Origin of the sequence: Aeromonas australiensis, assembly GCF_000819725.1 — a bacterium.
Taxonomy (GTDB): Bacteria; Pseudomonadota; Gammaproteobacteria; order Enterobacterales; family Aeromonadaceae; genus Aeromonas; species Aeromonas australiensis.
In genome coordinates this window covers 12,438-36,482 of the sequence record NZ_CDDH01000062.1, presented here as the reverse complement: position 1 = coordinate 36,482, position 24,045 = coordinate 12,438, and the positions used below count along the sequence as shown (strand labels likewise).

The 24,045-nt window shown below is 59.3% G+C and carries 19 protein-coding genes and 2 pseudogenes; 11 read left to right on the top strand and 10 right to left on the bottom strand.

Translation table 11 applies throughout. From position 1 onward, the window contains the following. Positions 1-22 precede the first annotated feature (22 nt). The 3 genes from BN1117_RS09810 to BN1117_RS09800 form a co-directional block, all read right to left on the bottom strand. Positions 23-1,135: an enoyl-CoA hydratase/isomerase family protein gene (locus BN1117_RS09810; RefSeq protein WP_040096931.1), complete on the bottom strand. Its 1,113-nt coding sequence runs from the start codon at positions 1,133-1,135 to the stop codon at positions 23-25. 17 nt (positions 1,136-1,152) lie between these two features. Continuing rightward, positions 1,153-1,935 carry an enoyl-CoA hydratase gene (locus BN1117_RS09805; RefSeq protein WP_040097239.1) on the bottom strand — a complete coding sequence of 261 codons (783 nt, stop codon included), beginning with the start codon at positions 1,933-1,935 and terminating at the stop codon, positions 1,153-1,155. 140 nt (positions 1,936-2,075) lie between these two features. After that, the gene (locus BN1117_RS09800; RefSeq protein WP_040096930.1) at positions 2,076-3,233 is read right to left on the bottom strand and encodes an acyl-CoA dehydrogenase family protein; all 1,158 of its coding nucleotides are present in this window, start codon (positions 3,231-3,233) and stop codon (positions 2,076-2,078) included. 305 nt (positions 3,234-3,538) lie between these two features. Here BN1117_RS09800 and BN1117_RS09795 point away from each other — a divergent pair, with 305 nt between their 5' ends. The 10 genes and pseudogenes from BN1117_RS09795 to BN1117_RS19860 form a co-directional block, all read left to right on the top strand. Continuing rightward, positions 3,539-4,681, top strand: coding sequence for an isovaleryl-CoA dehydrogenase (locus BN1117_RS09795; protein ID WP_040096927.1), 1,143 nt, complete (start codon positions 3,539-3,541; stop codon positions 4,679-4,681). Next, positions 4,678-6,279 carry a carboxyl transferase domain-containing protein gene (locus BN1117_RS09790; RefSeq protein WP_040096926.1) on the top strand — a complete coding sequence of 534 codons (1,602 nt, stop codon included), beginning with the start codon at positions 4,678-4,680 and terminating at the stop codon, positions 6,277-6,279. Before BN1117_RS09795 ends, BN1117_RS09790 begins: the two co-directional genes overlap by 4 nt. Before the next feature lie 11 nt (positions 6,280-6,290). Next, the gene (locus tag BN1117_RS09785; RefSeq protein WP_040096924.1) at positions 6,291-7,127 is read left to right on the top strand and encodes an enoyl-CoA hydratase-related protein; all 837 of its coding nucleotides are present in this window, start codon (positions 6,291-6,293) and stop codon (positions 7,125-7,127) included. Between the two features lie 109 nt (positions 7,128-7,236). After that, positions 7,237-9,207, top strand: a complete 1,971-nt coding sequence (locus BN1117_RS09780; protein ID WP_040096922.1) for an acetyl/propionyl/methylcrotonyl-CoA carboxylase subunit alpha — start codon at positions 7,237-7,239, stop codon at positions 9,205-9,207. After that, entirely contained in the window at positions 9,204-10,160 is a 957-nt protein-coding gene (locus BN1117_RS09775) for a hydroxymethylglutaryl-CoA lyase (RefSeq protein ID WP_040096920.1), read from the top strand. The genes BN1117_RS09780 and BN1117_RS09775 overlap by 4 nt, the downstream gene beginning before the upstream one ends. A gap of 13 nt (positions 10,161-10,173) precedes the next feature. Then, positions 10,174-10,584 carry a MerR family transcriptional regulator gene (locus tag BN1117_RS09770; protein ID WP_040096919.1) on the top strand — a complete coding sequence of 137 codons (411 nt, stop codon included), beginning with the start codon at positions 10,174-10,176 and terminating at the stop codon, positions 10,582-10,584. 36 nt (positions 10,585-10,620) lie between these two features. Continuing rightward, complete coding sequence (locus tag BN1117_RS09765; protein WP_040096917.1) at positions 10,621-11,382, top strand: substrate-binding periplasmic protein; 762 nt, start codon at positions 10,621-10,623, stop codon at positions 11,380-11,382. Between the two features lie 52 nt (positions 11,383-11,434). Next, positions 11,435-14,449, top strand: coding sequence for a DUF748 domain-containing protein (locus BN1117_RS09760; RefSeq protein WP_040096916.1), 3,015 nt, complete (start codon positions 11,435-11,437; stop codon positions 14,447-14,449). Positions 14,450-14,673: 224 nt separating this feature from the next. Next, positions 14,674-15,270, top strand: coding sequence for an acetate uptake transporter (locus BN1117_RS09755; RefSeq protein ID WP_040096914.1), 597 nt, complete (start codon positions 14,674-14,676; stop codon positions 15,268-15,270). Positions 15,271-15,393: 123 nt separating this feature from the next. Further along, positions 15,394-15,710 (top strand): annotated as a pseudogene (locus tag BN1117_RS19860) (transposase domain-containing protein); the annotation flags it as partial. 200 nt (positions 15,711-15,910) lie between these two features. On the opposite strand, the gene BN1117_RS09750 reads toward BN1117_RS19860, so the two are convergent. The 4 genes from BN1117_RS09750 to BN1117_RS09735 all read right to left on the bottom strand — a co-directional run bounded on the left by BN1117_RS09750 (position 15,911) and on the right by BN1117_RS09735 (position 19,181). Beyond that, the gene (locus BN1117_RS09750) at positions 15,911-16,465 is read right to left on the bottom strand and encodes a VOC family protein (protein ID WP_040096912.1); all 555 of its coding nucleotides are present in this window, start codon (positions 16,463-16,465) and stop codon (positions 15,911-15,913) included. Then, positions 16,459-17,223 carry a hypothetical protein gene (locus tag BN1117_RS09745; RefSeq protein WP_040096910.1) on the bottom strand — a complete coding sequence of 255 codons (765 nt, stop codon included), beginning with the start codon at positions 17,221-17,223 and terminating at the stop codon, positions 16,459-16,461. Before BN1117_RS09745 ends, BN1117_RS09750 begins: the two co-directional genes overlap by 7 nt. 190 nt (positions 17,224-17,413) lie before the next feature. After that, entirely contained in the window at positions 17,414-18,139 is a 726-nt protein-coding gene (nfsA, locus tag BN1117_RS09740; protein ID WP_040096909.1) for an oxygen-insensitive NADPH nitroreductase, read from the bottom strand. 574 nt (positions 18,140-18,713) lie between these two features. Next, positions 18,714-19,181: a GNAT family N-acetyltransferase gene (locus BN1117_RS09735; RefSeq protein WP_040096907.1), complete on the bottom strand. Its 468-nt coding sequence runs from the start codon at positions 19,179-19,181 to the stop codon at positions 18,714-18,716. 111 nt (positions 19,182-19,292) lie between these two features. Between BN1117_RS09735 and BN1117_RS09730 the strand changes: the two are divergent. After that, a pseudogene (locus tag BN1117_RS09730) lies at positions 19,293-20,415 on the top strand (ISAs1 family transposase). Positions 20,416-20,563: 148 nt separating this feature from the next. Here BN1117_RS09730 and sucD read toward each other — a convergent pair. The 3 genes from sucD to odhB form a co-directional block, all read right to left on the bottom strand. Further along, positions 20,564-21,436, bottom strand: coding sequence for a succinate--CoA ligase subunit alpha (gene sucD / locus BN1117_RS09725; RefSeq protein ID WP_005346088.1), 873 nt, complete (start codon positions 21,434-21,436; stop codon positions 20,564-20,566). Then, the gene (gene sucC, locus BN1117_RS09720) at positions 21,436-22,602 is read right to left on the bottom strand and encodes an ADP-forming succinate--CoA ligase subunit beta (RefSeq protein ID WP_005361097.1); all 1,167 of its coding nucleotides are present in this window, start codon (positions 22,600-22,602) and stop codon (positions 21,436-21,438) included. Before sucC ends, sucD begins: the two co-directional genes overlap by 1 nt. Positions 22,603-22,773: 171 nt before the next feature. Then, entirely contained in the window at positions 22,774-23,964 is a 1,191-nt protein-coding gene (gene odhB / locus BN1117_RS09715) for a 2-oxoglutarate dehydrogenase complex dihydrolipoyllysine-residue succinyltransferase (protein WP_040096905.1), read from the bottom strand. Positions 23,965-24,045 lie beyond the last annotated feature (81 nt).

Here is a 24,045-nt window from a genome sequence, read left to right as displayed (position 1 = left end):
GGCGTCCGCCGGTTGCCAACTGTTATTTCTTGCAGGCCAACGGATTGCGCCCCTGCGGCCAGCGATAATACTCATCCAGCCACTCCCCCTCCGGGGGTAACTGCTGCCAGCGGGGATCTTTATCCTTGTCGATCAGCAGTGCCCGTACCCCTTCCACAAAATCCCCCTTGAGCACACAGTTGACCGAGAGGGTCAGCTCCTCGGCAAATACCTCGGCCAGGGAGTAGCGGCGCGCTCGCCAATATTGGCGCCACAAAATGGCACGGCTGATGGGGCTGCCGGTGCGGCAGAGCTGCTGCGCCTGCTGGAGTACCGCCTCCTGTTCATCGAACTGAGCTTCGAACAACCGCGCCAATACCCCTTGCAACGTGCGTCCCGCCAGCAGGGCATCGATCCTCTGTTGATGGGGCAACAGCACTGGCGCAGGCAAGCGAGCCGCCACCTCAGCATGCAACCCCCTGAGGAGCTGATCGATCTGCGCACGGGGCTCACCACTGCCAGCCCACTCGAGTACGGCGAGGCGTGCCAACAGCGCACTGCGCTCACCACTGGCGATGGCGTGATCCGCCAACCCGACCCCAAGGGCATCGGTGCCATTAAAGCGGGCGCCAGTCAAACCAAGCCAAAGCCCGAGTCGCCCCGGCATCCGGCTTAAAAACCAGCTCGCCCCCACGTCGGGGTAAAGTCCTATGGTTACCTCCGGCATGGCGAACAGGCTCCTTTCGGTCACCACCCGAAAATCGGCGCCGGCAAACAGGCCAATCCCCCCCCCCATGCAGATACCGTCCGCCACGCAAATAAGGGGCTTACGGTAACAGTGGATGTGGTGGTCAAGCCGGTACTCCTGCTCGAAAAAGTCGCGGGCATACTCGAACAGTTCCGATCCGCTTGCCTCCTGTTTGCGGTAATAGAAGGAGCGGATATCGCCACCGGCACAAAATGCCTTCTCACCCGCCCCCTGCAGCAGCACACAGACGATGGCGGGATCCTGCTCCCAACGAGTCAGCGTCTGTTGCAGGATCTGGATCATCGGCAGGCTCAATGCGTTGAGAGACGCAGGGCTGTCGAGGGTCAACACCCCGATCTGATGGCCATCTTCGGTGGGATAGTAGCTAACTTTGACCGGCTCACTCATAAACGGCTCCGTATGGATTATTTTGTTGGGCCATATTGCCAGCGCGGGGAACGTTTCTCCAGAAAGGCGGCCACCCCTTCACGCTGGTTGGCATCGCTGAAGAGATCGAGAAACAGCGACCGTTCAAGGGGCAAGGCCGCATCGCGCGGGCCGCTGCGGCCCTGATTGATCAGGATTTTGCAGGCGCGCAGGGCGCTCGGGCTCTGGCGCTCCACCAGATGGGCCATCTGATGAGCAGCCTCCCACCCCTGACCGGTTTTCACCACTTCTTCCACCAGCCCCATCTCGTAGGCCAGGGTGGCGCTCACCTTCTCACCACAGAGGATTATCCGTTTGGCCCAGCCTGGCCCCACCAGTTCGGTGAGACGTTGGGTGCCACCGGCACAGGGGAGCAAACCCACCGAGGCTTCCGGCAGTCCCAGCAATGCCTGCTGCTCGGCGATGCGGATATCACAGGCCAGCGCCACTTCCAGCCCACCTCCCATGGCATAACCATTGATGGCGGCGATACTGACCCCGTGAAAGCGGGTCAGCGCGTCGAAGGCCTTGCCAAAGGCCTCGGCTACTTCACTGGCCTTCTCGATGTTGCCATCGACAAACATATTGAGGTCGGCACCGGCGCAGAAAAATTTGTCGCCTGCCCCGCGGATCACCAGCGCCACCACATCGGGGCGGCTGTCGAGCTCCACCATCATCTGCAAGAAGGCCTGCAGGCTGGCGAGAGTCCAGGTGTTGGCGGGTGGATGGTCGAAGGTGATATAGGCCACATGGCCATGATATTCGAGTCTGATCCTGGTCATAACCTTGTCCTTGTCGATGAAGCTGCTGCCATGATGACAGGCTTGAATGACGCCAACCTGTGGCTGGCTCACCAAGCCGAAACCGGCATCGCATGGTGCAAATCGGGTGGCAGGCAACACCCCCTTGATGCGACCACCGGTTAGCCCAGCGACAAACCGGGATCGGCCAGCATGCGGCGCGCGATGATGAGTCGCATCACCTCGTTGGTGCCCTCCAGAATGCGGTGTACCCGGCTATCGCGCAGATAGCGCTCGAGCGGATACTCGCGGATATAACCATAGCCGCCAAAGAGTTGCAGAGCCTCATCGCAGATTCGATAACCCACATCGGTGGCAAACCGTTTGGCCATGGCGCACCAGGCACTCTTGTCCGGTGCCCCGCGATCCAGCTTGTCAGCGGCCTGACGCACCAGCAGACGAGCGGCAGCCAGCTCGGTCGCCATGTCGGCCAGACGAAACTGCACGCTCTGGAATTCGCTGATCGGGCGCCCAAATTGCTGGCGCTGCTGCACATAGGCCAACGCATCATCCAGCGCCTGCTGGGCGGTGCCCACCGAACAGGTGGCGATATTGATGCGCCCCCCATCGAGGGCCTGCATGGCGAATTTGAACCCTTCCCCCTCCTCGCCCAACCGATAGCAGGCGGGAATACGCACCCCGTTGAAAACAACCTCCCGGGTCGGCTGGCTGTTCCAGCCCATCTTCTCTTCTGCCTTGCCATAGCTCACGCCGGGGGCATTAGCCGGCACCATAAAGGCAGAGATCCCCTTCGCACCTTCACCACCGGTCCGGGCCATCACCACCAGCACGTCAGTGCTGCCCGCCCCCGAGATAAAGACCTTGGTCCCCTCGATGAGGTAGCTGTCACCCTCGCGCACCGCCCGGGTCTTGAGGGCCGCAGCATCAGAGCCCGCCCCCGGCTCAGTGAGGCAATAGGAGCCCAGCAATTCGCCGCTGGCCAGTTTCGGAACCCACTCCTTGGCAACCTCGGTGGGCAACCAGCTGCCCAGCATCCAGCTCACCATGTTGTGGATGGTCAGATACGCCGTAGTCGAGGTACAACCCATGGCGAGGCGCTCGAAGATGAGGCTCGCATCGAGGCGCGGCAGCCCCAATCCGCCAAACTGCTCCGGGGTATAGAGACCACAAAAACCTAGCTCTGCCGCCTGCTTGATGGTCGGGATCGGAAACTCGTGCTCTTTATCCCAGCGCGCGGCATGGGGTTTGAGCGCCTCATCGGCAAAGGCGGCGGCCGCCTCCACATACGCCTGTTGATCATCGGTCAGGGTAAAATCCATCTTGTCGTTCGCTCCCTTGTTGCCCCGCGCTTATTTTCCTGCGTTAGCGCTTTATGACGCGGCGCCCACACGCTGCGTCAGTCGGATCTGCCACTATGGCGCTGTTGTCGTGGTAGCTGATAACGCGCTCACTACCACCGCTTTATCGATACACAACAGATTAACAATTGATTTACGTTTACGCTAACGTAAACTTGTGGCAGAAGTGAAGTACAAAATGGACCGACCACTGCCAGCCTTGAAGCCGAGTCAGCAGGTCGAGCCAACCTTCCTACCCGATTGTCATATCCGCAAGGAGAGCATGGATGCAGATGGATGAGACCCTGAATGCCCTGACCGAACAGGTTGCGGCCTTCTGCCGACAAGTGATCGCCCCGCGCGCCAGCGAGATCGATCAGAGCAACGCCTTCCCCCGCGATCTCTGGCCCCGGATGGGTGAGCTGGGGCTGCACGGCATCACGGTGGCGGAGGAGTATGACGGGGTGAACCTTGGCTATCTGGCCCATGTGCTGGTGATGGAACAGGTAAGCCGCGCCAGCGCCTCGGTCGGCCTCTCCTACGGCGCCCACTCCAACCTCTGCATCAACCAGATCCACCGCCACGGCACGGCGGAGCAAAAAGCGCGCTACCTGCCGCCGCTGGTGAGCGGCGAGCATGTGGGGGCACTGGCCATGAGCGAGCCGGGCGCCGGTTCAGATGTGGTCAGCATGCGCCTGAACGCGGAGCGCGAGGGCGATCACTTCGTGCTGAACGGCAACAAGATGTGGATCACCAACGGCCCGGATGCCGACACCTTCGTCATCTATGCCAAGACAGATGCAGCTGCCGGTCCCAAAGGGATTTCTGCTTTTATCGTCGAAGCCGGCACTCCCGGTTTTTCTACCGCCCAGAAGCTCGACAAGCTGGGGATGCGCGGCTCCAGCACCTGCGAGCTGGTGTTCGACAACTGCCGGGTGCCGCAGGAAAACCTGCTGGGTACCCTGCACGGCGGGGTCAAGGTGCTGATGAGCGGGCTCGATTACGAGCGGGTGGTGTTGGCTGCGGGCCCCCTTGGCATCATGCAGGCCTGCATGGATGTAGTGCTGCCCTATGTGCGTGAGCGCAAGCAGTTTGGTCAAGCCATCGGCGAGTTTCAGCTGGTGCAGGGCAAGCTGGCCGACATGTATACCCGCCTCGCCAGCAGCCGGGCGCTGGTCTACTCGGTGGCGAGCGCCTGCGATCAGGGTCGCACCAGCCGTAAAGATTGCGCCGCAGCCATCCTGTTTGCCGCCGAAAACGCCACCCAGATGGCCCTCGACGCTATCCAGCTGCTCGGCGGCAACGGTTACATCAACGAATACCCCACTGGCCGCCTACTGCGGGACGCCAAACTCTACGAGATAGGCGCCGGCACCTCGGAGATCCGCCGCTGGCTCATCGGCCGCGAGCTGATGGGAGAAAATGCATGAGTCGTATCCACTCCCGCCTCGACACGGCGAGCCCGGAATATGCGGCCAATCGAGCCGCCATGCAGGGGCTGGTCGACGATCTCCATGCCCGCATTGCCGAGATCGCGCAAGGGGGCGGCACGGCCAACAACGCCCGCCATCAGGCCCGCGGCAAGTTGCTGCCCCGCGAGCGCATCAATCAACTGCTGGACCCGGGCTCCCCGTTTCTCGAACTGTCGGCGCTCGCTGGCTGGCAGGTCTATGACGAGCCGGTGCCCGCCGCCGGCATCATCACCGGCATCGGCCGGGTCTCGGGGCACCTGTGCATGCTGGTGGTGAATGACGCCACCGTCAAAGGCGGCACCTACTATCCGCTCACGGTGAAAAAGCACCTGCGCGCCCAGGCTATCGCCGAGCGGCTGCGCCTCCCCTGCCTCTATCTGGTGGATTCCGGCGGCGCCTTTCTGCCGATGCAGGATGAGGTGTTCCCCGACCGGGATCACTTTGGCCGCATCTTCTACAACCAGGCCCGTATGTCGGCCCGGAACATCCCCCAGCTGGCGGTGGTAATGGGGCTCTGTACCGCAGGCGGCGCCTACGTCCCCGCCATGGCGGATGAGTCGATCATGGTCAGGGAGCAAGCCACCATCTTTCTGGCGGGCCCACCGCTGGTCAAGGCCGCCACCGGCGAGGAGATCAGCGCCGAGGCCCTGGGCGGCGCCGAAGTGCACTGCGCCCACTCGGGGGTGGCAGATCACATGGCCCGCGACGATGCCCACGCACTGGCTATCGCTCGCACGCTGGTGACTCATCTGGGTAACGAGCCGGTAGAGACCAGCCCCGGCTACGAGCCCCCCTGCTACCCGATCGAGGAGCTCTACGGTCTGGTGGGCACCAGCCTCAAACGCCCTTACGACGCCCGCGAGCTGATCGCCAGGCTGGTGGATGGCTCGGATTTCGACGAATTCAAGGCGCTGTTCGGCACCACCCTGGTGACCGGCTTTGCTCGTATTTGCGGCATGGCGGTGGGGATCCTCGCCAACAACGGCGTGTTGCACAGCGACAGCGCCCAGAAGGGGGCCCACTTTATCCAGCTCTGTAACCGCCGCGCCATCCCGCTGCTCTTTTTGCAGAACATCACAGGTTTTATGGTGGGGAGCAGCGCAGAAAAGGAGGGGATCGCCAAGCACGGCGCCAAGCTGGTCACTGCCGTGGCTTGCAGCCGGGTGCCCAAGATCACCCTGATCGTCGGCGGCAGCTTTGGTGCCGGCAACTACGGCATGTGCGGGCGCGCTTATGAACCCGATTTTCTCTTTAGCTGGCCCAACAGCCGCATCTCTGTCATGGGTGGCGAACAAGCTGCCGGAGTGCTGGTACAGGTGCGTCGGGACAAGCTGGCGGCCGAGGGCAAAGATTTGAGCGAGCAGGAAGCGGCCGCCATCCGCGCGCCGGTGATCGAACAGTATGAGCGCCAGGGCCACCCCTACTACGCCAGCGCTCGTCTGTGGGATGACGGTGTTATCGACCCGGCCCAGAGCCGCACCGTGCTGGCGTTGGCATTGGCGGCCTGTCAGGGGGTCCGCATTGAACCCGAGCAGTACGGCATCTTCCGGATGTAAGGAGCAAACCTATGTCAGACCCACTCACTTCCTCCCAGAACCCGTTTCGGCTGGAGCGACATGGCCCGCTGGCCGAGCTGGTGCTGTCGCGCCCGGCCCGCCACAACGCCTTTGATGCCAACCTGATGCTGGGGCTGCTCGACTGCCTCGATGATCTCTCCCATCTCCATGGCCACTCCCTTGCCGAACGCCCCCACGCCTTGCTGCTGCGGGCCGAGGGCAAACACTTTTGCGCGGGCGCCGATCTCAGCTGGATGCGCAATCTGGCTCACGCCGATTTCGAACACAACCGGGAAGATGCCCGAGTATTGGCCCGGCTGATGCAGACCCTGGACGAACTCCCCTTCCCCACGGTGGCACTGGTACAAGGGGCTGCCTATGGCGGGGCGCTGGGCTTGATCTGCGCCTGCGATCTGGTGCTGGCCAGCGACGATGCCCGCTTCTGCCTCTCCGAGGTGAGCCTCGGGCTGGTGCCTGCGGTGATCAGCCCCTACGTGGTGCGCACCATGGGAATGCGTCAGGCGCGCCGCTACATGCTCAGTGCCGAGCCATTCGATGCCATCACCGCCTGTCGGCTCAATGTGGCGCATCAACTCTGCAAACCGGATCAACTGCTGGCACAGGGGCGAGCGCAGGCCCTGCGTCTGTGCCGCAACGGGCCGGAAGCGATGAAAGAGACCAAACGACTGCTGGCGGCGATAGAAGCCCATCCGGCCCGCCTCTACGAAGAGAAAACCGTCGAGACCATCGCCCGGGTACGGGTCGGACTCGAAGCCCAGGAGGGGATGCAAGCCTTCTTCGACAAACGTCCTCCCGCCTGGCGCCCCCGTTTCAAGGATGAAGCATGACTCAATACCAGCCCATCAAACGCTTGCTGATCGCCAACTGTGGTCAATATCACTGGCGTGTGGATCAACACGCTTCGCATTTGTGCGCCTTGAACAACAGGGAGCCAGCATGACCCATCACACTCCAATTAAGCGCCTGCTGATTGCCAATCGCGGCGAAATCGCCGTGCGCATCATCAAAACGGCGAAACGCCTCGGCATTCACACCATCGCCCTCTACTCGGACGCCGACGCCCGCGCCATGCATGTGCGCGAAGCCGACGAAGCCTGGCATTTGGGGCCGCCCCCCGCCCGCGAGAGCTATCTCGACACCGGCAAGGTGCTGCACATTGCCAAAGCTGCACAGGCCGATGCCATCCATCCCGGTTATGGTTTTTTGTCTGAAAACAGCGATTTTGCCACCGCCTGCGAGCAACATGGTCTGCGCTTTATAGGACCAAGCGGCGCCGCCATTCTCGCTATGGGCGATAAATCGGGCGCCAAGGCGCTGATGCAGGCTGCCGGTGTACCTGTGCTGCCCGGCTATCACGGCACCGATCAGCGGCCGGACTTCTTGCGCGATCAGGCGAGCCAGATTGGCTTCCCGCTACTTATCAAGGCCGCCAGTGGCGGCGGTGGCAAGGGGATGCGCCGGGTCGATCAGCTGGCCGACTTTGCCGAGTCGCTGGCGGCAGTCAAACGGGAAGCCAAGGCCGCCTTTGGCGACGATCTGGTGCTGCTGGAGCGCTATCTGCCCCAGGCTCGCCATGTTGAGGTGCAGGTGTTTGCCGATAGCCTAGGTAACGCCATCTATCTGGGGGACAGGGACTGCTCCTTGCAGCGGCGCCATCAGAAGGTGATCGAAGAGGCGCCCGCCCCCGATATCCCTCCTGCGCTGCGCCGCGCCATGGGCGAGGCTGCCGTGGCCGCCGCCCGGGCCATCCACTATCAGGGGGCGGGCACCATCGAATTCCTGCTCTGCAAGGATGAGTTCTTCTTTATGGAGATGAATACCCGACTGCAGGTAGAGCATCCGGTCACCGAAGCGGTGACCGGGCAGGATCTGGTGGCCTGGCAGCTGGCGGTGGCCGAAGGCAAGCCGCTGCCACTCACCCAGGATGAGGTGGTGCTGCGCGGCCATGCGGTGGAGGCACGTCTCTACGCCGAGGATGTGGCGGCCGGTTTTCTGCCCGCCAGCGGGCCTATCCATTGGCTCCACTGGCCCGTTGGCGTGCGCATCGACACCGGCGTTACCGCAGGCGATGAAGTCAGCCCCTATTACGATCCCATGATCGCCAAGCTGATCGCCCACGGCCAGAGCCGTGCCGAGGCGTTCGCCAAACTGGCCGATGCGCTGGCAGCGCTGGATCTCGGCCCGCTGGTACACAACGGCCCGCTGTTGCTGCGCCTGTGTGAAGAGCCTGACGTCCTGGCCATGGGTCACCATACCCAGTGGCCCATTCCCACCGATGCCCTGCCTATCCCAACGCTTGCCTGGCCGCTGGCAACTCTCTGGCTGGCGAGCCGCCCTGGGGGCACCTCCCCCTGGCAGCAAGCCTGCGGATTTCGGCTGGGGCCGGATCGCGGCTGGACGGCGGCGGTGCGCATCGGCGATGAGCGCCGGGTATTGACCCTTCACGATCGTGACGGCCAGTTTGCGTGGCAAGGGGAGACCCGTTGCTACCAAAAAGGCGATGACCATATGCGGCTGCAACAGGGTGGTTGCTGGCAGCTAATCCCCATTCAGACAGTCCCAGGCTCGGAGGCAACCTTCATCATGACCCTGGGGGGCCAGCGCATCCGCTTCACGGCCGATGATCAGCTGCACAGTCACCACCATGATCAAGCAAACGAGAAGGCGCAGGGCGCCATCGCCCCTATGCACGGCATCGTGGTAGCCGTGCTGGTCGAGCAGGGACAAACTGTCAGCAAGGGGCAACCCCTGCTGGTGCTGGAGGCGATGAAGATGGAACACCAACTGCGTGCAGAGCGGGACGGGGTAATTGAAGCCCTGCAGTGCAAACAGGGCGAGCAGGTGAGCCAGGGGGCCGTTCTGGTGCGCTTTGCCGAAGAGATAGCTTCACAGGAGGATCACCCATGAATCGATCGCAGCAACCCCATGACGACAGGGTCAGTCTGGTGGAGATGGGTCCGCGGGACGGCTTGCAGAATGAAGCCGCGCCCCTCTCCCTGGTGCAGCGGCTGGAGCTGATCCAGCGCCTGGCTGACAGCGGTCTGCAGCGTATCGAGGTGGGCGCCTTTGTATCGCCCAAAAAGGTGCCGCAGATGGCGGACTCTGCAGCGCTGTTCGAGGCACTGCCGCGCAAGGGACCGACCCGTTACGGCGCTCTGGTACCCAATCTGCAAGGCTTGCAGGCCGCCATTGCCGCCCGTGCCGACGAGATTGGCCTCTTCACCGCCTGCTCCGATGGCTTTACCCGGGCCAATATCGGCATCAGCGTGGAGGAGTCGCTGGTGCGCTTCGCCCCGCTGGTGCAGGAGGCACGCCGCCTCGGCATCAAGGTGCGCGGTTATCTCTCTACTGTCATCGCCTGCCCGTTCGATGGCCCGACCCGCCCGAAACGGGTCGCCGCCATGGCCGAGCAGTTGTTCGATCTCGGCTGCCACGAGATATCGCTGGGGGACACCATAGGCGTCGGCACCCCGGGCACGGTGGCCCCCATGCTGGATGCGGTGCTGCACGAGATCCCGGCGGGGCGGCTCGCTGTCCATTTTCACGATACCTACGGCCAGGGGCTGGCCAACCTGCTGCCCGCACTCGAGCGCGGCATCCGCACCATCGACTGTTCGGTGGCGGGGCTCGGCGGTTGCCCTTATGCCCCCGGTGCCTCTGGCAACATCGCCTCGGAGGAGGTGGTCTACCTGCTGCACGGCCTTGGCATGAGCACCGGGGTCGATCTCGACAAGCTGGCCGCCACCGGCCAGTGGGTCAGCGAGCAGCTCGGTCGCCCCAACGGCTCCCGGGTAGGCCGGGCCCTGCACGCCAATGCCGAGCGGCTGCGGGCCCGTCTCTGCCAATCCACCTCCCTCTGACAGGAGCCAGATCATGTCCAAGCCGCAGGCAGGGAATGAGACCACCTACAGCATTTCGGAGCTGGCCCATGAGTTCGATGTTACGCCCCGTACTATCCGCTACTACGAGGATGAGGGGCTGCTGACCCCACAGCGGGAGGGGCAAACCCGCATCTACCACCACAGGGACAAGATCCGGCTCAAGTTGACCCTGCGCGGCAAACGGCTGGGGTTTAGCCTCGCCGAGATCCGCGAGCTGTTCGATATGTACGACACCGACAAATCGAGCAAGACCCAGCTCCACTCCATGATCCAGTTGATAGAGGCAAAACGCGGCGTGCTGCGCCAGCAGCTGGAAGATATCCAGATGGTGATGGCCGAACTGGCGGCCGCCGAACAACGCTGTGTTAATTCCCTTAACAGCTTGAAAAAACGCGCAGATTAACCGAATCTGGGAGCACGCTATTGCCCTGGGGATCCCATGAGATATTGGTGCTGTTTTTTGCTTTTATTCAGCCTCTCTGGCTGGAGCCATCCCCTCGTCAAGGTTGGCGGTTACCCCTATGCCCCCTTTGTGGTCAAACTCTCCGATTCGCACTATGAAGGGCTCACTCTGGATCTCATCACCAAGCTCAACGAAATCCAGCAAGAGGTGAAATTTATCTTTGTGCCCACCTCGGCCGCCAACCGTTACAAGGCGCTCGAGCTGGGCCGTTTCTCGCTGATGCTGTTTGAAGACACCAAGTGGGGCTGGAGCACTGATAACATCAAGATGACCGCGCCCTTTCTCGGTGGTGGCGAGGTCTACGTGGCCCTGCGCAAAGCGGGCCGGGATCAACACTTTTTCGATGACCCCTCCCGGCACCACCTGATCGGGGTAACCGGCTATCACTACGGCATCGGCCAGTTCAATGCCGACCCCGTCTACCTGCATCGCAGACTCAATATCACGCTGTTCAAAGACAACATCAGCGCCCTGCAAGCGCTACTCAAAGAACGTGGCGAAGTGGCCATACTCAACATCTCGTACCTTAACCAGTACCTGCTGGCCCACCCCGACACAGCCGAGCGGCTGCTGATCTCGCAAAAATGGGATCAACACTATCAGCACCGCGCCATTCTTCACCCTGCGGCCCCCATCACCCCTGCTCAGCTGGAGCAGTGGCTGGCAGCCCTGCAACAAAAGGGGGAACTGGATCGCCTTTGGACAAAGTACGGCGTACAACAGCACGCAACCCCATGATTTTTATCCGGCTTTTCTGTACCATGGCGGGAACCGAATGGGAGTGCACCAAATGAACACCACCAAACCCGCGTCCCCCAAGTTTCGCTTGCTGCGCTACCTTGCCTACGCTTTTCTACTGCTGCTTATCCTGATCACCCTGCTGCTGTGGCAGACCCCCCGTCTGGTCCAGCACTATCTGCCCGGCTGGCTGGCCGAGCACTATGGCCTGCAACTAACGCTGGGGGAGATTAATCTAGGACTGCGCAACCCTTCTCTCACCCTCGGCGCCACTGCCCTGCTTGATGCCAAACAGCAGCCCATCATCGGTTTTGAACAGCTCTTTATCACCCCAGACCTGCAAGCAAGCTGGCAGCAGCAAGGGGTCGTGCTTTCCACTGTCACCCTGACCAAACCCGTGGTGCAGTTGCAACGGCTGGCAGACAAAGAAGGGGATGTTCGACTCAATCTCACCGATGCCCTGACCACCCTGCTTGCCCCCTCTCCCGAGCCCGACACAACCAGCGCCCCGCTGCTGGTGGACATTGCCAGTCTCGCGATCATCGACGGCCATGTGCGCTATCGGGATCAACGCAAGAAGAGCGAGCCCGGCTGGTTACCGCCCCTCACTCTGGAAAAAGTGACCCTTAAGCTCGATAACCTGCGCACCGAGGCAAACCATCCAACAACCTATCAGCTGAGCGCCGCCATCAACGGCAAAAGCTGCCTCACCGCTCACGGCAAACTCGATATGATGAGCGGCATGGGTCAGGGCAAGGTGAGCCTCAAACAGGTCGAGCTGAAACCCTTCGCCCCGCTCTGGGCTCCCTATCTCAAGCTGGATCTGGCCAAGGGCCACGCCAATGCAGAGGTGGAGTACCTGTTCAAAGAGGGCAAGCAAGGGGTGCAGTGGCAATTGTCCAAAGGCAAGCTGACCCTGGACAACTGGCAACTTAAAAAACACCAGGGCGACGAGTTTGCCCGCTTCAGCCAGCTGGCCCTGAGCGATCTGGCTGTCGATGGCCAGAAACAGTCGCTACAGATCGGCAAGATAACCCTGCAACAACCCCTGATCAAAGCCACCCTCACCCCACAGCTGGAACTGGATCTGGCTGACTTGCTGATTGAACAGGCCCCCGCCAAGCCCGTCAAAGAAACCAACACCGCAAACGAGGTGCCCAGCAATGCGGCGCCCAAGTCGGCACAACAAGCAAAGGCAGCCGGTAACGGCAAGCAAGAGACGGCTGACACCCCCTGGCAGTGGCAGATCAGGCAGATCGCCATCGACAAGGGCGATCTCACCCTCACCGAGTCGAGCAGCGGAAAACCGCTGGTCCGCCAGCTCTCCGCTCTCCAGCTGACACTGGGGCCGTTGGGCAACAAGGAGCAGCAACCGAGCAAAGTGACCCTGGCCACCCACATCGATCAGAGCAGCCCCCTCACCTTTGATGGCCAATTGACCCTGACCCCTTTCGCCTTAAGCGGCGACATCAACCAGCAGGGACTGCCCCTGACGCTGGCGCAGCCCTATCTGACCGATCTGGTCCGTATCAAGGTGCAAAACGGGCTGCTAAACAGCAAGACCCGACTCGAGCTCGCCACCACGGAACAAGGAGAACTGAGCAAGCTGACCCTGCAAGGGGGGCTAGATATCAACGGGCTCAAGGTAGTCGATCGGGCAGACAATCAGCGGCTGCTGGAGTTCAGCACCCTGGCCCTCACCGGTCTGGCCTATGACGGCATCAGCCAGCAGATGCGAGTCAAGGAGATAACCCTGAACAAGCCCTTCGCCCGTATCGAGATCAACGAAGATGGCACCACCAACCTGCAACAGCTGCTGTTGCCGCAATCGACGGCGAGCAACAAGCCACAAGCGGCTGCAGACAACAGGACGAGCGCAGACAGCAAGGCCCCTGACTTTCGTTTCACCCTTGACCAGCTGCGCACCGAGCAAGGCAACCTGCGCTTTGCCGATCGCAGTCTGAGTCAGGATTTTGTGGTGGACATCGCCTCGCTGGACGGCCAAAGCAGCCATATCAGCAATATTCCGGGACAACGCTCCGATCTCGCCTTCAACGGCAAGGTGGATCGCTATGCACCTGTGACCATTCGCGGCGGCACCAACCTGCTGATCGATAATCCGGTTCTCGACATCGCGGTGGCCTTCAATAATCTGGAGCTCACCACCTTTACCCCCTACTCGGGCACCTATGCCGGTTATGCCATCGACAAAGGCCAGCTCTCCATGAAGCTGCACTACAAGCTGGAGGGCAACCGGCTTGAGGGGGATAACGATATCACCATCAAGAAGCTGCAACTGGGTGAGAAGATCAAAAGCGAGCAGGCCAAAGAGCTGCCACTGGGGCTGGCCATCGCCCTGCTGAGCGATGCCAACGGGGTGATAAAGATGAACCTCAAGGTGAAGGGCGATCTCGATCAACCGGACTTCAGCATCGGCAATATCTTCTGGGATGTGCTCGGCAACACCCTGCGCAAAGCCATCACTTCTCCCTTCTCCCTGCTCGCCTCGCTGAGCGATGGCACCGATGATCTCGATGAACTCCCCTTCCTGCCGGGGGATCCCAATCTCACTCCCACCCAGCAGGAGAAACTGATCAAGCTGGCGCAGGCCCTCAAGGAGCGCCCCAAGCTCAGCATGAACATTCGCGGCAAGGTCAACTTCAACGAGGAGCGCCCCATCCTGCAACGGCAAAAACTGGAGCGGGTACTGACCAAGCTCACCGGCAATCAGGCCAACCTCAACCTGCTGGAACAAGACCCAGCGCTGCAACAGGCGCTGGCCCGGGCTTACGAGGAGCGTTTTGGCGAAGACCTTGATGAATTGGCCGAGCGTTTTGAACTGGATAGCAAGAGTGCCGCACTGCGGGATCTGGCGGTGACCCTGCTACGAGATCAGCAGCTCATCACCGCCAAATCCCTGCGCAGTCTCGCCATGCGCCGGGCGCAAAATACCAAGGAGTTTCTGGTCGACAGCCAGGGGATCACGCCGGAACGACTGTTCGTGCTCGACAGTCAAGTCAAAGAAGGCGACAAGGAAGCCAAAGTGATCCTGACGCTGGATCAGTAACGCCGCCGCACTGCGCAAAAGCGTAATAAAAATACAAGCCTTCAACTATTTTGACACCAAATGCTCACCAAACCGCCTGATTTGGTGAGCATTTGGCCGCTGACGCAAATAAATACGTAGTTTTTTTACGATTTATCCCCCTTGCCCCCTTGCAGGCGCGCCCTAGCCTGCCTAAAATCGCGCGTCTTTTGTTAACCCCCACCTCTATGTTTGGAGAACGCCACGTGAGCGAAAAATTGGCCAACCCTGCCCCTCTGGGTCTGATGGGTTTCGGTATGACCACCATCCTGCTGAACATCCATAACGCAGGTTTCTTCCCCATCAGCGCCATGATCCTGGCGATGGGCCTGTGCTACGGCGGCATCGCCCAGATCATTGCTGGCATCATGGAGTACAAGCGTGGCAACACCTTCGGTGTAACCGCGTTCACCTCCTACGGCCTGTTCTGGCTGAGCCTGGTGTTCCTGCTGATCATGCCGACCATGGGTCTGGCCGAAGCCACGCCGCACGCCTACATGGGTTGGTATCTGCTGATGTGGGGCATGTTCACCCTGTTCATGCTGGTTGGCACCATCAACTACCCGCGCGCCAAGCAGTTCGTGTTCGCCTCCCTGACCGTGCTGTTCTTCCTGCTGGCCGCCCGTGACTTCACCGGCAGCGAACTTATCGGCACCATCGCCGGTTTCGAAGGCATCATCTGTGGCGCCAGCGCCATCTACCTGGCCATGGCCACCGTGATCAACGAGCAGTTCGGCCGCACCGTGATGCCGATCGGCGATCACAAGAAAGCCGCCGCCGTACAGCTGAAAGCCGCTGCCTGATAGGCAAGCCATTCAGATTGTGAACAGGCACCTTCGGGCTTAATACAGGTCAGTTAAGGATCCATTGATTGACCCTTCTGATCAGTAAAAATCCGAAACCAGTTGATTGGTTTCGGATTTTTTATGCGCATCGAGCAGGCCCTCATCCTCCTTTATACCAGTAATACCGCCCGCTTTGAGACACTCGCCGACCTCATGCTCCCCGAGTTAATCACCCCCCTGCTCGCCGAAGAGGATGTGGTGACCCTGTCTCGTCACCACATCTCCATGGGTCTCTGGTCTGGACCATCACCGGCATGACCATCTTTCGCGACATCCCCATGACCCGGCAGGTTAATCAGCTCGATACCCTCTTGCCCAGTGATCAACAATCTCCCCTTTGTCGCCCCAGCACCTTCCAGCCAACCCGCCAAGAACGCGGGGACAAAAGCATAGCGCGGCAGCAGGCGGGGCAGTGTGTACTACTGGAACGACGGGAGGAGTTACCCCGCTGTGTGAAGCCAGGGCCACAGACGCTCAGGGTGCAACAACCAATAAAAACAATGCCAGTCAGGCTTAACTGACTGGCATTACACTCCGGCAACCTCTTTTGCTGCCTTATTCAAGAGCCTGTCTGGCTCGCACCGCATCGTGTGTACAATCAATCCTGCTCAACATAATCCGCAGGCACTGCGACCACAGCACCGGTCGACACCTCTTCGGCGATCACCTCTGCCAGAGGGCGCAGATGAAACTTGATCTGACCGGAGGGTAACATCAGGCCGATATCGGGATTGCGGGTATCTTGCATGTTACCGGTTTTGAATGGCAGCTCTGGATAGCGCGCGACCAGATCCTGCAGTGAGGTGACCACCAGCTCGATATGCTCCAGTCCCGCCTGATGAACACGACCGGGTTTCGGCGCAGCCAGTTCGATACAGGGGACCTGTACCTCATCAACCTGCAGTGGTTGATGCAACTGATAAGTAGCGATAGGACGACCGCCAATCATCCCCTCCACCAGTAAGGTGCCCGCTTCGGCCAGCACTGCGCATAGCGCGCGGTACTCCTGCAAGGTGGCCGACCGATAACAGAGGTGATCGACCGTTGGCCGGGAAATTGTGACGCCAGTAGCGGCCAGTTCCGCCAACAGCTGAGAAACAAATGGGGCCATTGGCCCCAGTGTGGAATCGAGTGGATGAGACATGCTTACCATTTTTTCTTGGGTTGAAACAGGACATCGAGCTCATCGGTCTCTTTGTCCTTGATGTTTTGCAGATCCTGCGCACTATTCTGCTGCTGCAGCTCTTCAAGCTCATTGAGACCCTGGCGCATATCCTCTTCGCGGGCCAGCAGATAGGGATCCTTGTCAGCAACATTCGCCAGCGCCGACAACCCCTTGGTATAGAGTTGGCGGCAGGTGCCATATTGACCCTGAATGCGGGCATCCATCGCCCGCTTGACCAGGTTTGAGATGTTGATTTTCAGCTGCATCAACTCAAGACGGCGCTCTTCCTGGGCAAACCCCTGAGGGTCAATCTTGCCCTTGTTGTGCTCCACCCGCAGCACGGCTCGCAGCTTCTTGACCAGCTGCAGCATCTGGATCGCCTGACGATCGGACTCCGGGGTCTTGAACTGCCCCTCATCCTGCGTACTGTAGTTCTCCTGTACATTCTTGATCTGGATCTGCACATCGGTAATACGCTGCTTGACCTGGTTGTTGGGCATCACCTGGGCAATGGCACGATAGGCATCTAGGATCCGGTGCTGCAACAGCAACACCATATTCTTGGAGAAAGGCACCAGATTGACGTTCAGCAGCACCTCTTCAGTCTCATCCGCCACTGTCTTGTGTTTGGCAACCGACTGACGCTTGTCCGCCTCCGCTTTCTGCTTATATTGCTGCACCACGTTATAGGCGATAACCAAAAACAGGAGTGCGCCAATAGACAGCAATACCAAAGTTAAAATCATAGGATATCCAAACCCCTGTTCCTATCCAATTGCGTGATCCTACAACAGCTTACCCACTTAAGGTAGCCTGCAGATCCCCCTTTGCCCACGATTTCTCACCAAGCTGTGCCCCCGGTCTCAGGGAGAGATTGCAGGATCAGGGGACGATGACTATGAGGTCGCCTCCCCATAGTATCGCCCATCAGCGCCATTACTTGAGGTTAAAGCCCCGTGATTGCAGGAAACCCAGCATAAAAGGACGGGACTCCTTGCCCAGAATGGCGCGGATCTGGCCACTCCAGGTCTGCTGTTTGTTGTTACTGCTGCGGGCCTGATAGTAGTCCGCGATCTGCTGATCGTACCGGGCCAGCAAGTCGCGATCCAGATCGTGCTGGTAGCGCTCCTGATGCACCACCAATCCCCTGGGCAGCCGGGGTTTCTGCTCAGGCTGCTGGGCAGGATGGCCAAGGCAGAGGCCAAACAGCGGGATCACCTGATGGGGCAAGCCCAGCAGCTCACTCACCTCCGCTGGATGATTGCGAATACCGCCGATATAGACCCCCCCCAGCCCCAGCGACTGTGCCGCCAGCAAGGCATTTTGCGCCATCAGGGCGCCATCGATGGCGCCGATCAGCAGTTGCTCCGCGTAGCCGGTCTGGGCCTCGAGCACAATCTGGCTGTGACGATGGTAATCGGCGCAGAACACCAAAAACTCAGCAGCCTGCACCACATAGGGTTGATTGCCCGCCAGCATGGCCAGCTGCTGGCGCGCCTCGGATCTGCTCACTCGCACAATACTGGTCACCTGCAAAAAGCTCGAAGTCGAGGCAGACTGGGCAGCGGCGAGGATGGCACCCAGCTGTTGCGGGGAGACCGGCTCGGCCGTGAACTGACGAATGGAGCGATGAGAAAGGATAAGATCGATGGTCTGATTCATGACACCTCCAAAATAAGGTCATACCATAACGAAAAAAACAAGGGAACCCAAGGCTGTCCCCTATACAACCGTCCCCGACATTGGTCGTCGATTTTGTTGGACAACTCGTCCATTGCATACCCTGACTCTTTATTAGCTGATTGGCCCCAGCGGCGGCAGGATTGACATAGCGTGATTTGTAGGTTGGCGCAGAGCGTAGCGAAGCCCAACAAGCGAGCATGATTACGCCAACCTGCGCGGAATAAACACTGATATGGCGAAGCCTTAAACAAATAGACTGGCGTATTTCACGGTAAACGTTGGGCTTCACTTCGTTCAGCACCAACCTACCTTTTTAGCCCAACATACGAGATGACTCTTTATTAGCTGATTGGCCCCAGCGGCGGCAGGATTGAAATAGCGTGACTTGTAGGTTGGCGCAGAGCGTAGCGAAGCCCAACAGGCGAGCATGATTGCGCCAACCTGCGCGGAATAAACACTGATATGGCGAAGCCTTAAACAAATAGACTGGCGTATTTCACGGTAAACGTTGGGCTTCACTTCGTTCAGCACCAACCTACCTTTTCAACCATTTTTATACAGCCACGTGCCATACCATGATGGTTGTTTCCCAGTGACCGTGGGTTGATTTATGTATTGCGTTGAAACCTTGCTCACGATAGAAATCCACGTTATGTGTTTCACACTGCAAGTACAGTGTCGCAACACCACGGGAAACGGCCATATTCCTGGCGACATTGATCATTTTTTTGGCGATACCTTTCCTGCGATGCACTGCAGGAACATAGATACCACCAATCCAAAACTCATATTCCGGGTAATTTTTATTTTCCTGGATTTTCAGCTCCAATGTTCCAACCAGTTCTCTATCGTCATGCGCCACTAAACTAAATGGGAATGCTCTATTAAAGGCTGTCACTTCAACCTTTTTACGTACCATCTCTTTCGTAACGCCGGGCACATGAGAGGCCCATTCATCAAAATACCAGCCGACTATCGTCGATATATGATGCGGATGATCTGCAAGCAATGAAATTTCCATATATCCTCTTTGCCCAGGGCAAGATCATGAATGTTTTTTGTTCAAATGTCTCCAGTTGTTGACTCCGAAGATCGTGGTGTGACCTTATGCTCACTTTTTGAGGACATAAGCATGGATATCGACAGCATCAAGGAACATTTCATCCTGATCCACGATGATAGGCAAAGCGCCAAAGTCGACTATCCGCTATTTGATGTCTTATTCGGCAGTTTGTGCGCCATCATGGCCGGAGGTCGCGGCTGGACTGACATCCGTGAATATGTGATGGGGCATCACGAATGGTTTCTGAAACACAGGTTGTTTGAAAATGGCGTACCGGTGGATGACACCTTTGCCCGTTTGATTTCAAGCATTAAGCCAGAGGCATTTCAGGAGTGCTTCCTCAATTGGATGCGATCGGTACACAAGCTAACGCAAGGCGAGGTAGTAGCCATTGATGGCAAGACACTGCGAGTGTTCTTACAATCGCAGTGCTCGCGGCAGCACAATCCACATGATAAGTGCATATGCCAGTGCCAACCAACTGGTGCTCGGGCAGCTTAAAACCGATGCCAAAAGCAACGAGATCACCGCGATCCCTGCATTAATAAAGATGCTCGAGTTGCGTGGAGCGCTGGTGACCATTGATGCGATGGCCTGTCAGACCAACATTGCCAAAACGATTTTAGAGCAAGGGGCTGACTATCTGCTGGCAGTGAAAGGCAACCAGGGCAAACTGTCTGATGCGATAAAGGCCGCATTTGCACTTCAGCGGAAAGCTGCGCTTGAAGCCCATGATGTGCTCAAATTACAGCGTGGTCGAGTAGAGTTACGCACGAGCCATGTACTGGATGCCAATGAATTAATCGGGGATTTCTCAGGTTGGCCTGGGCTCAAAAGCATCGTCATGGTGGAGTACTTCCGTGCAGAAAAAGGAAAATCCATCAACCTGGAGCAGCGCTATTACATTTGTTCGAAGGAATTAACCTCAAGTGAAGCTGGTGACGCAGTTCGAGCACATTGGGGCATTGAATCGATGCACTGGATTTTGGATGTAAGCCTTCGCGAAGATGCGTGCCAGATTTACCGTGACAATGCAGCGGAAAATCTAGCGGGTCTGCGGCATATGGTTCTCAACATGCTACGAGCAGAAGAAACGAAGATAAGCATTCCGATGAAACAGAAACGCTGCATGATGAATCCGGCATTTTTAGAGCGGGTTTTATTGGCTGGATTTGCCTCGGTGGTTAATTAACGAGCATTCATGCGGATGCCCTGCCTCTTTGCCAAGGTACAAAACATACTTAAATTCGCGAGAATGGATAATAATGAGGTCAATTCATCAGGAACCAAAAAGCCGCCCATCGGGCGGCTTTTGATTAGAGATAACGGGCTAAACAGAATTACCAGCCGGTCACTTCACGCAGGGCTTTGCCGATATCGGCAAGCGACCGGACGGTTTTCACGCCAGCATCTTCCAGGGCGGCAAACTTCTCGGCGGCGGTACCCTTGCCACCGGAGATGATGGCGCCAGCATGGCCCATCCGCTTGCCGGGAGGGGCAGTAACACCGGCGATATAGGAGACCACCGGCTTGGTGACGTGGGCCTTGATATAGGCGGCCGCGTCTTCCTCGGCGTTGCCGCCGATCTCGCCGATCATCACGATCGCTTCGGTCTGCGGGTCGTTCTGGAACATCTCCAGAATGTCGATAAAGTTGGAGCCCGGAATGGGGTCGCCACCGATACCGACGCAGGTGGACTGGCCAAAGCCCTCGTCAGTGGTCTGCTTGACCGCTTCGTAGGTCAGGGTGCCGGAGCGGGAGACGATGCCCACCTTGCCCGGTTTGTGAATGTGGCCCGGCATGATGCCGATCTTGCACTCACCCGGGGTGATCACACCCGGGCAGTTGGGGCCGATCATCCGCACGCCGGTCTCTTGCAGCTTCACTTTGACGTCCAGCATATCCAGCGTCGGGATGCCTTCGGTGATGGTGACGATGAGCTTGATGCCCGCGTCGATCGCTTCCAGGATCGCGTCCTTGCAGAACGGTGCCGGAACATAGATGACGGTGGCGGTGGCGCCGGTCGCTTCGACCGCGTCACGGACGGTGTTGAATACCGGCAGGCCCAGATGGGTGGTGCCGCCCTTGCCCGGGGAGACGCCGCCCACCAGCTGGGTGCCGTAGGAGAGCGCCTGCTCGGAGTGGAAAGTACCCTGACCGCCGGTAAAACCCTGGCAGATGACTCGGGTGTCCTTGTTGATCAGTACGCTCATCAGTTGGCCTCCGCTGCTTTGACGACTTGCTGCGCGGCATCGGTCAGACTCTTGGCCGCAATGATGTTGAGGCCGCTCTCGGCCAGCTTGATACCACCCAGCTCGGCGTTGTTGCCTTCCAGACGGACCACGACGGGCACCTTGACCCCCACTTCCTTGACCGCACCGATAATGCCTTCCGCGATCATGTCGCAGCGCACGATGCCGCCGAAGATGTTGACCAGCACCGCTTTGACGTTGCTGTCGGAGAGGATGATCTTGAACGCCTCTGTTACGCGCTCCTTGGTGGCGCCGCCGCCGACGTCAAGGAAGTTGGCCGGCTTGCCGCCGTGCAGGTTGACGATGTCCATGGTGCCCATGGCCAGACCCGCGCCGTTGACCATGCAGCCGATGTTGCCATCGAGGGCCACATAGTTGAGCTCCCACTGGGCGGCGTGCGCTTCGCGGGGGTCATCTTGTGACGGGTCGTGCATCTCGCGCAGCTTGGGCTGACGATACAGTGCGTTGGCGTCGATATTGATCTTGCCATCCAGGCAGTGCAGGTTGCCCTGCGCGGTGATCACCAGCGGGTTGATCTCCAGCAGCGCGAAATCGCAATCCAGGAACATCTGGCCCAGACCCATGAAGATCTTGGTGAACTGTTTGATCTGATCGCCGACCAGACCCAGTTTGAAGGCCAGTTCGCGGGCCTGATAAGCCTGCGGACCCACCAGCGGATCGATGGCCGCCTTGTGGATCAGATGGGGGGTTTCGTGGGCGATCTTCTCGATATCCACGCCACCTTCAGTCGAGGCCATGAAGACCACGCGGCGCGAACCACGGTCAACCACGGCGCCCAGGTAGAGCTCTTTGGCGATGTCGGTGCAAGATTCCACCAGGATCTTGGTGACCGGCTGGCCGTTGGCGTCGGTCTGGTAGGTCACCAGATTTTTGCCAAGCCAGTTTTGGGCAAAAGCACGGATCTCATCCTTGCTCTTGGCCACTTTCACGCCGCCCGCTTTACCGCGGCCACCGGCGTGTACCTGGCATTTGACGACCCAGGTATTGCCGCCAATCTTGTCGGCCGCTTCGGCCGCTTCTTGTGGGGTAGCACAGGCATAACCTTCGGAGACCGGCAGGCCATACTCGGCAAACAGCTGTTTTGCCTGATATTCATGCAGATTCATAGATGCTCTATCCGTGTTGTAGGTATTTCCGTCCGGGGCTGGTGTTTCTCAATCCCCTGTGAATGGGGGCCTAGGCGGCCCCTCGTTATCTTTCAATCGCTCGGGTATTACTCAAACGTCCAGCAGCACACTCAGCTCGGGGCGCAAACCCCTTGCCCGGGTGCCACAGGCTTAGACGTCCAGCAACAGACGGGTCGGGTCTTCCAGCAGCTCCTTGACGGAGACCAGGAAGCCTACCGATTCGCGTCCATCGATGAGACGGTGATCGTAGGAGAGCGCCAGATACATCATCGGCAGGATCTCGACCTTGCCGTCAACGGCCATCGGGCGATCCTGGATCTTGTGCATGCCCAGAATGGCGCTCTGGGGCGGGTTGATGATCGGGGTGGACATCAGGGAGCCGAACACGCCACCGTTGGTGATGGTGAAGTTGCCGCCAGTCAGTTCATCCACGGTCAGCTTGCCGTCACGGCCCTTGCCCGCCAGATCCTTGATGGCCTTCTCGATGTCCGCCAGGCTCATGTTGTCGCAGTCGCGCAGCACCGGCGTCACCAGACCACGGGGGGTCGAGACGGCGATGCTGACGTCGAAGTAGTTGTGGTAAACCACGTCATCACCATCGAGTGCCGCGTTCACTTCCGGATAGCGCTTGAGGGACTCCACTACCGCCTTCACGTAGAAGGACATAAAGCCGAGCTTGATGCCGTGCTTCTTCTCGAAGATCTCGCCGTACTGCTTGCGCAGATCCATGATGGGCTTCATGTTGACCTCGTTGAAGGTGGTCAGCATGGCGGTGGTGTTTTTCGCTTCCAGCAGACGCTCGGCAATGCGCTTGCGCAGACGGGTCATCGGTACCCGCTTGTCGGTGCGACCACCCAGCGGGGCAACCTTGGCTGCCGGGGCTGCAGTTGCGACCGGTGCGGCTGCCGCAGGCTGGCTCTTGGCCTTGATGAAGGCTTCCACATCATCCTTGGTGATGCGACCGCCCTTGCCGGTACCGGTCAGCTTGGTCACGTCGATGTCGTGCTCGCCAATCAGGCGGCGCACCGAGGGGCTCAAGCCATCGGCACCATCATCGGCCACCGCTTCAGCGGGTTTCTCTTTGGTCTCTTCACCGGCCACCGGAGCGGCGGTGAGGATGGCAATCAGTTGACGGGACAACACGGTCGCCCCTTCCCCTTGCAGGATCTCCCCCAGCACACCGGCTTGCGGTGCCGGCACTTCCAGCACCACCTTGTCGGTCTCGATGTCGACCAGCACTTCGTCACGGGCGACCAGATCACCCGGTTTTTTGTGCCAGGTGGCGATAGTGGCATCGGCCACTGATTCCGGCAGATCCGGTACCTTGATCTCGATAGTCATCTAATCAGTTCCTTGTTACTTCTTGGCCAGCAGGCTTATTCCAGAGTCGGAGAGGGTCGGCACAACGGCGTACCCTCTCCT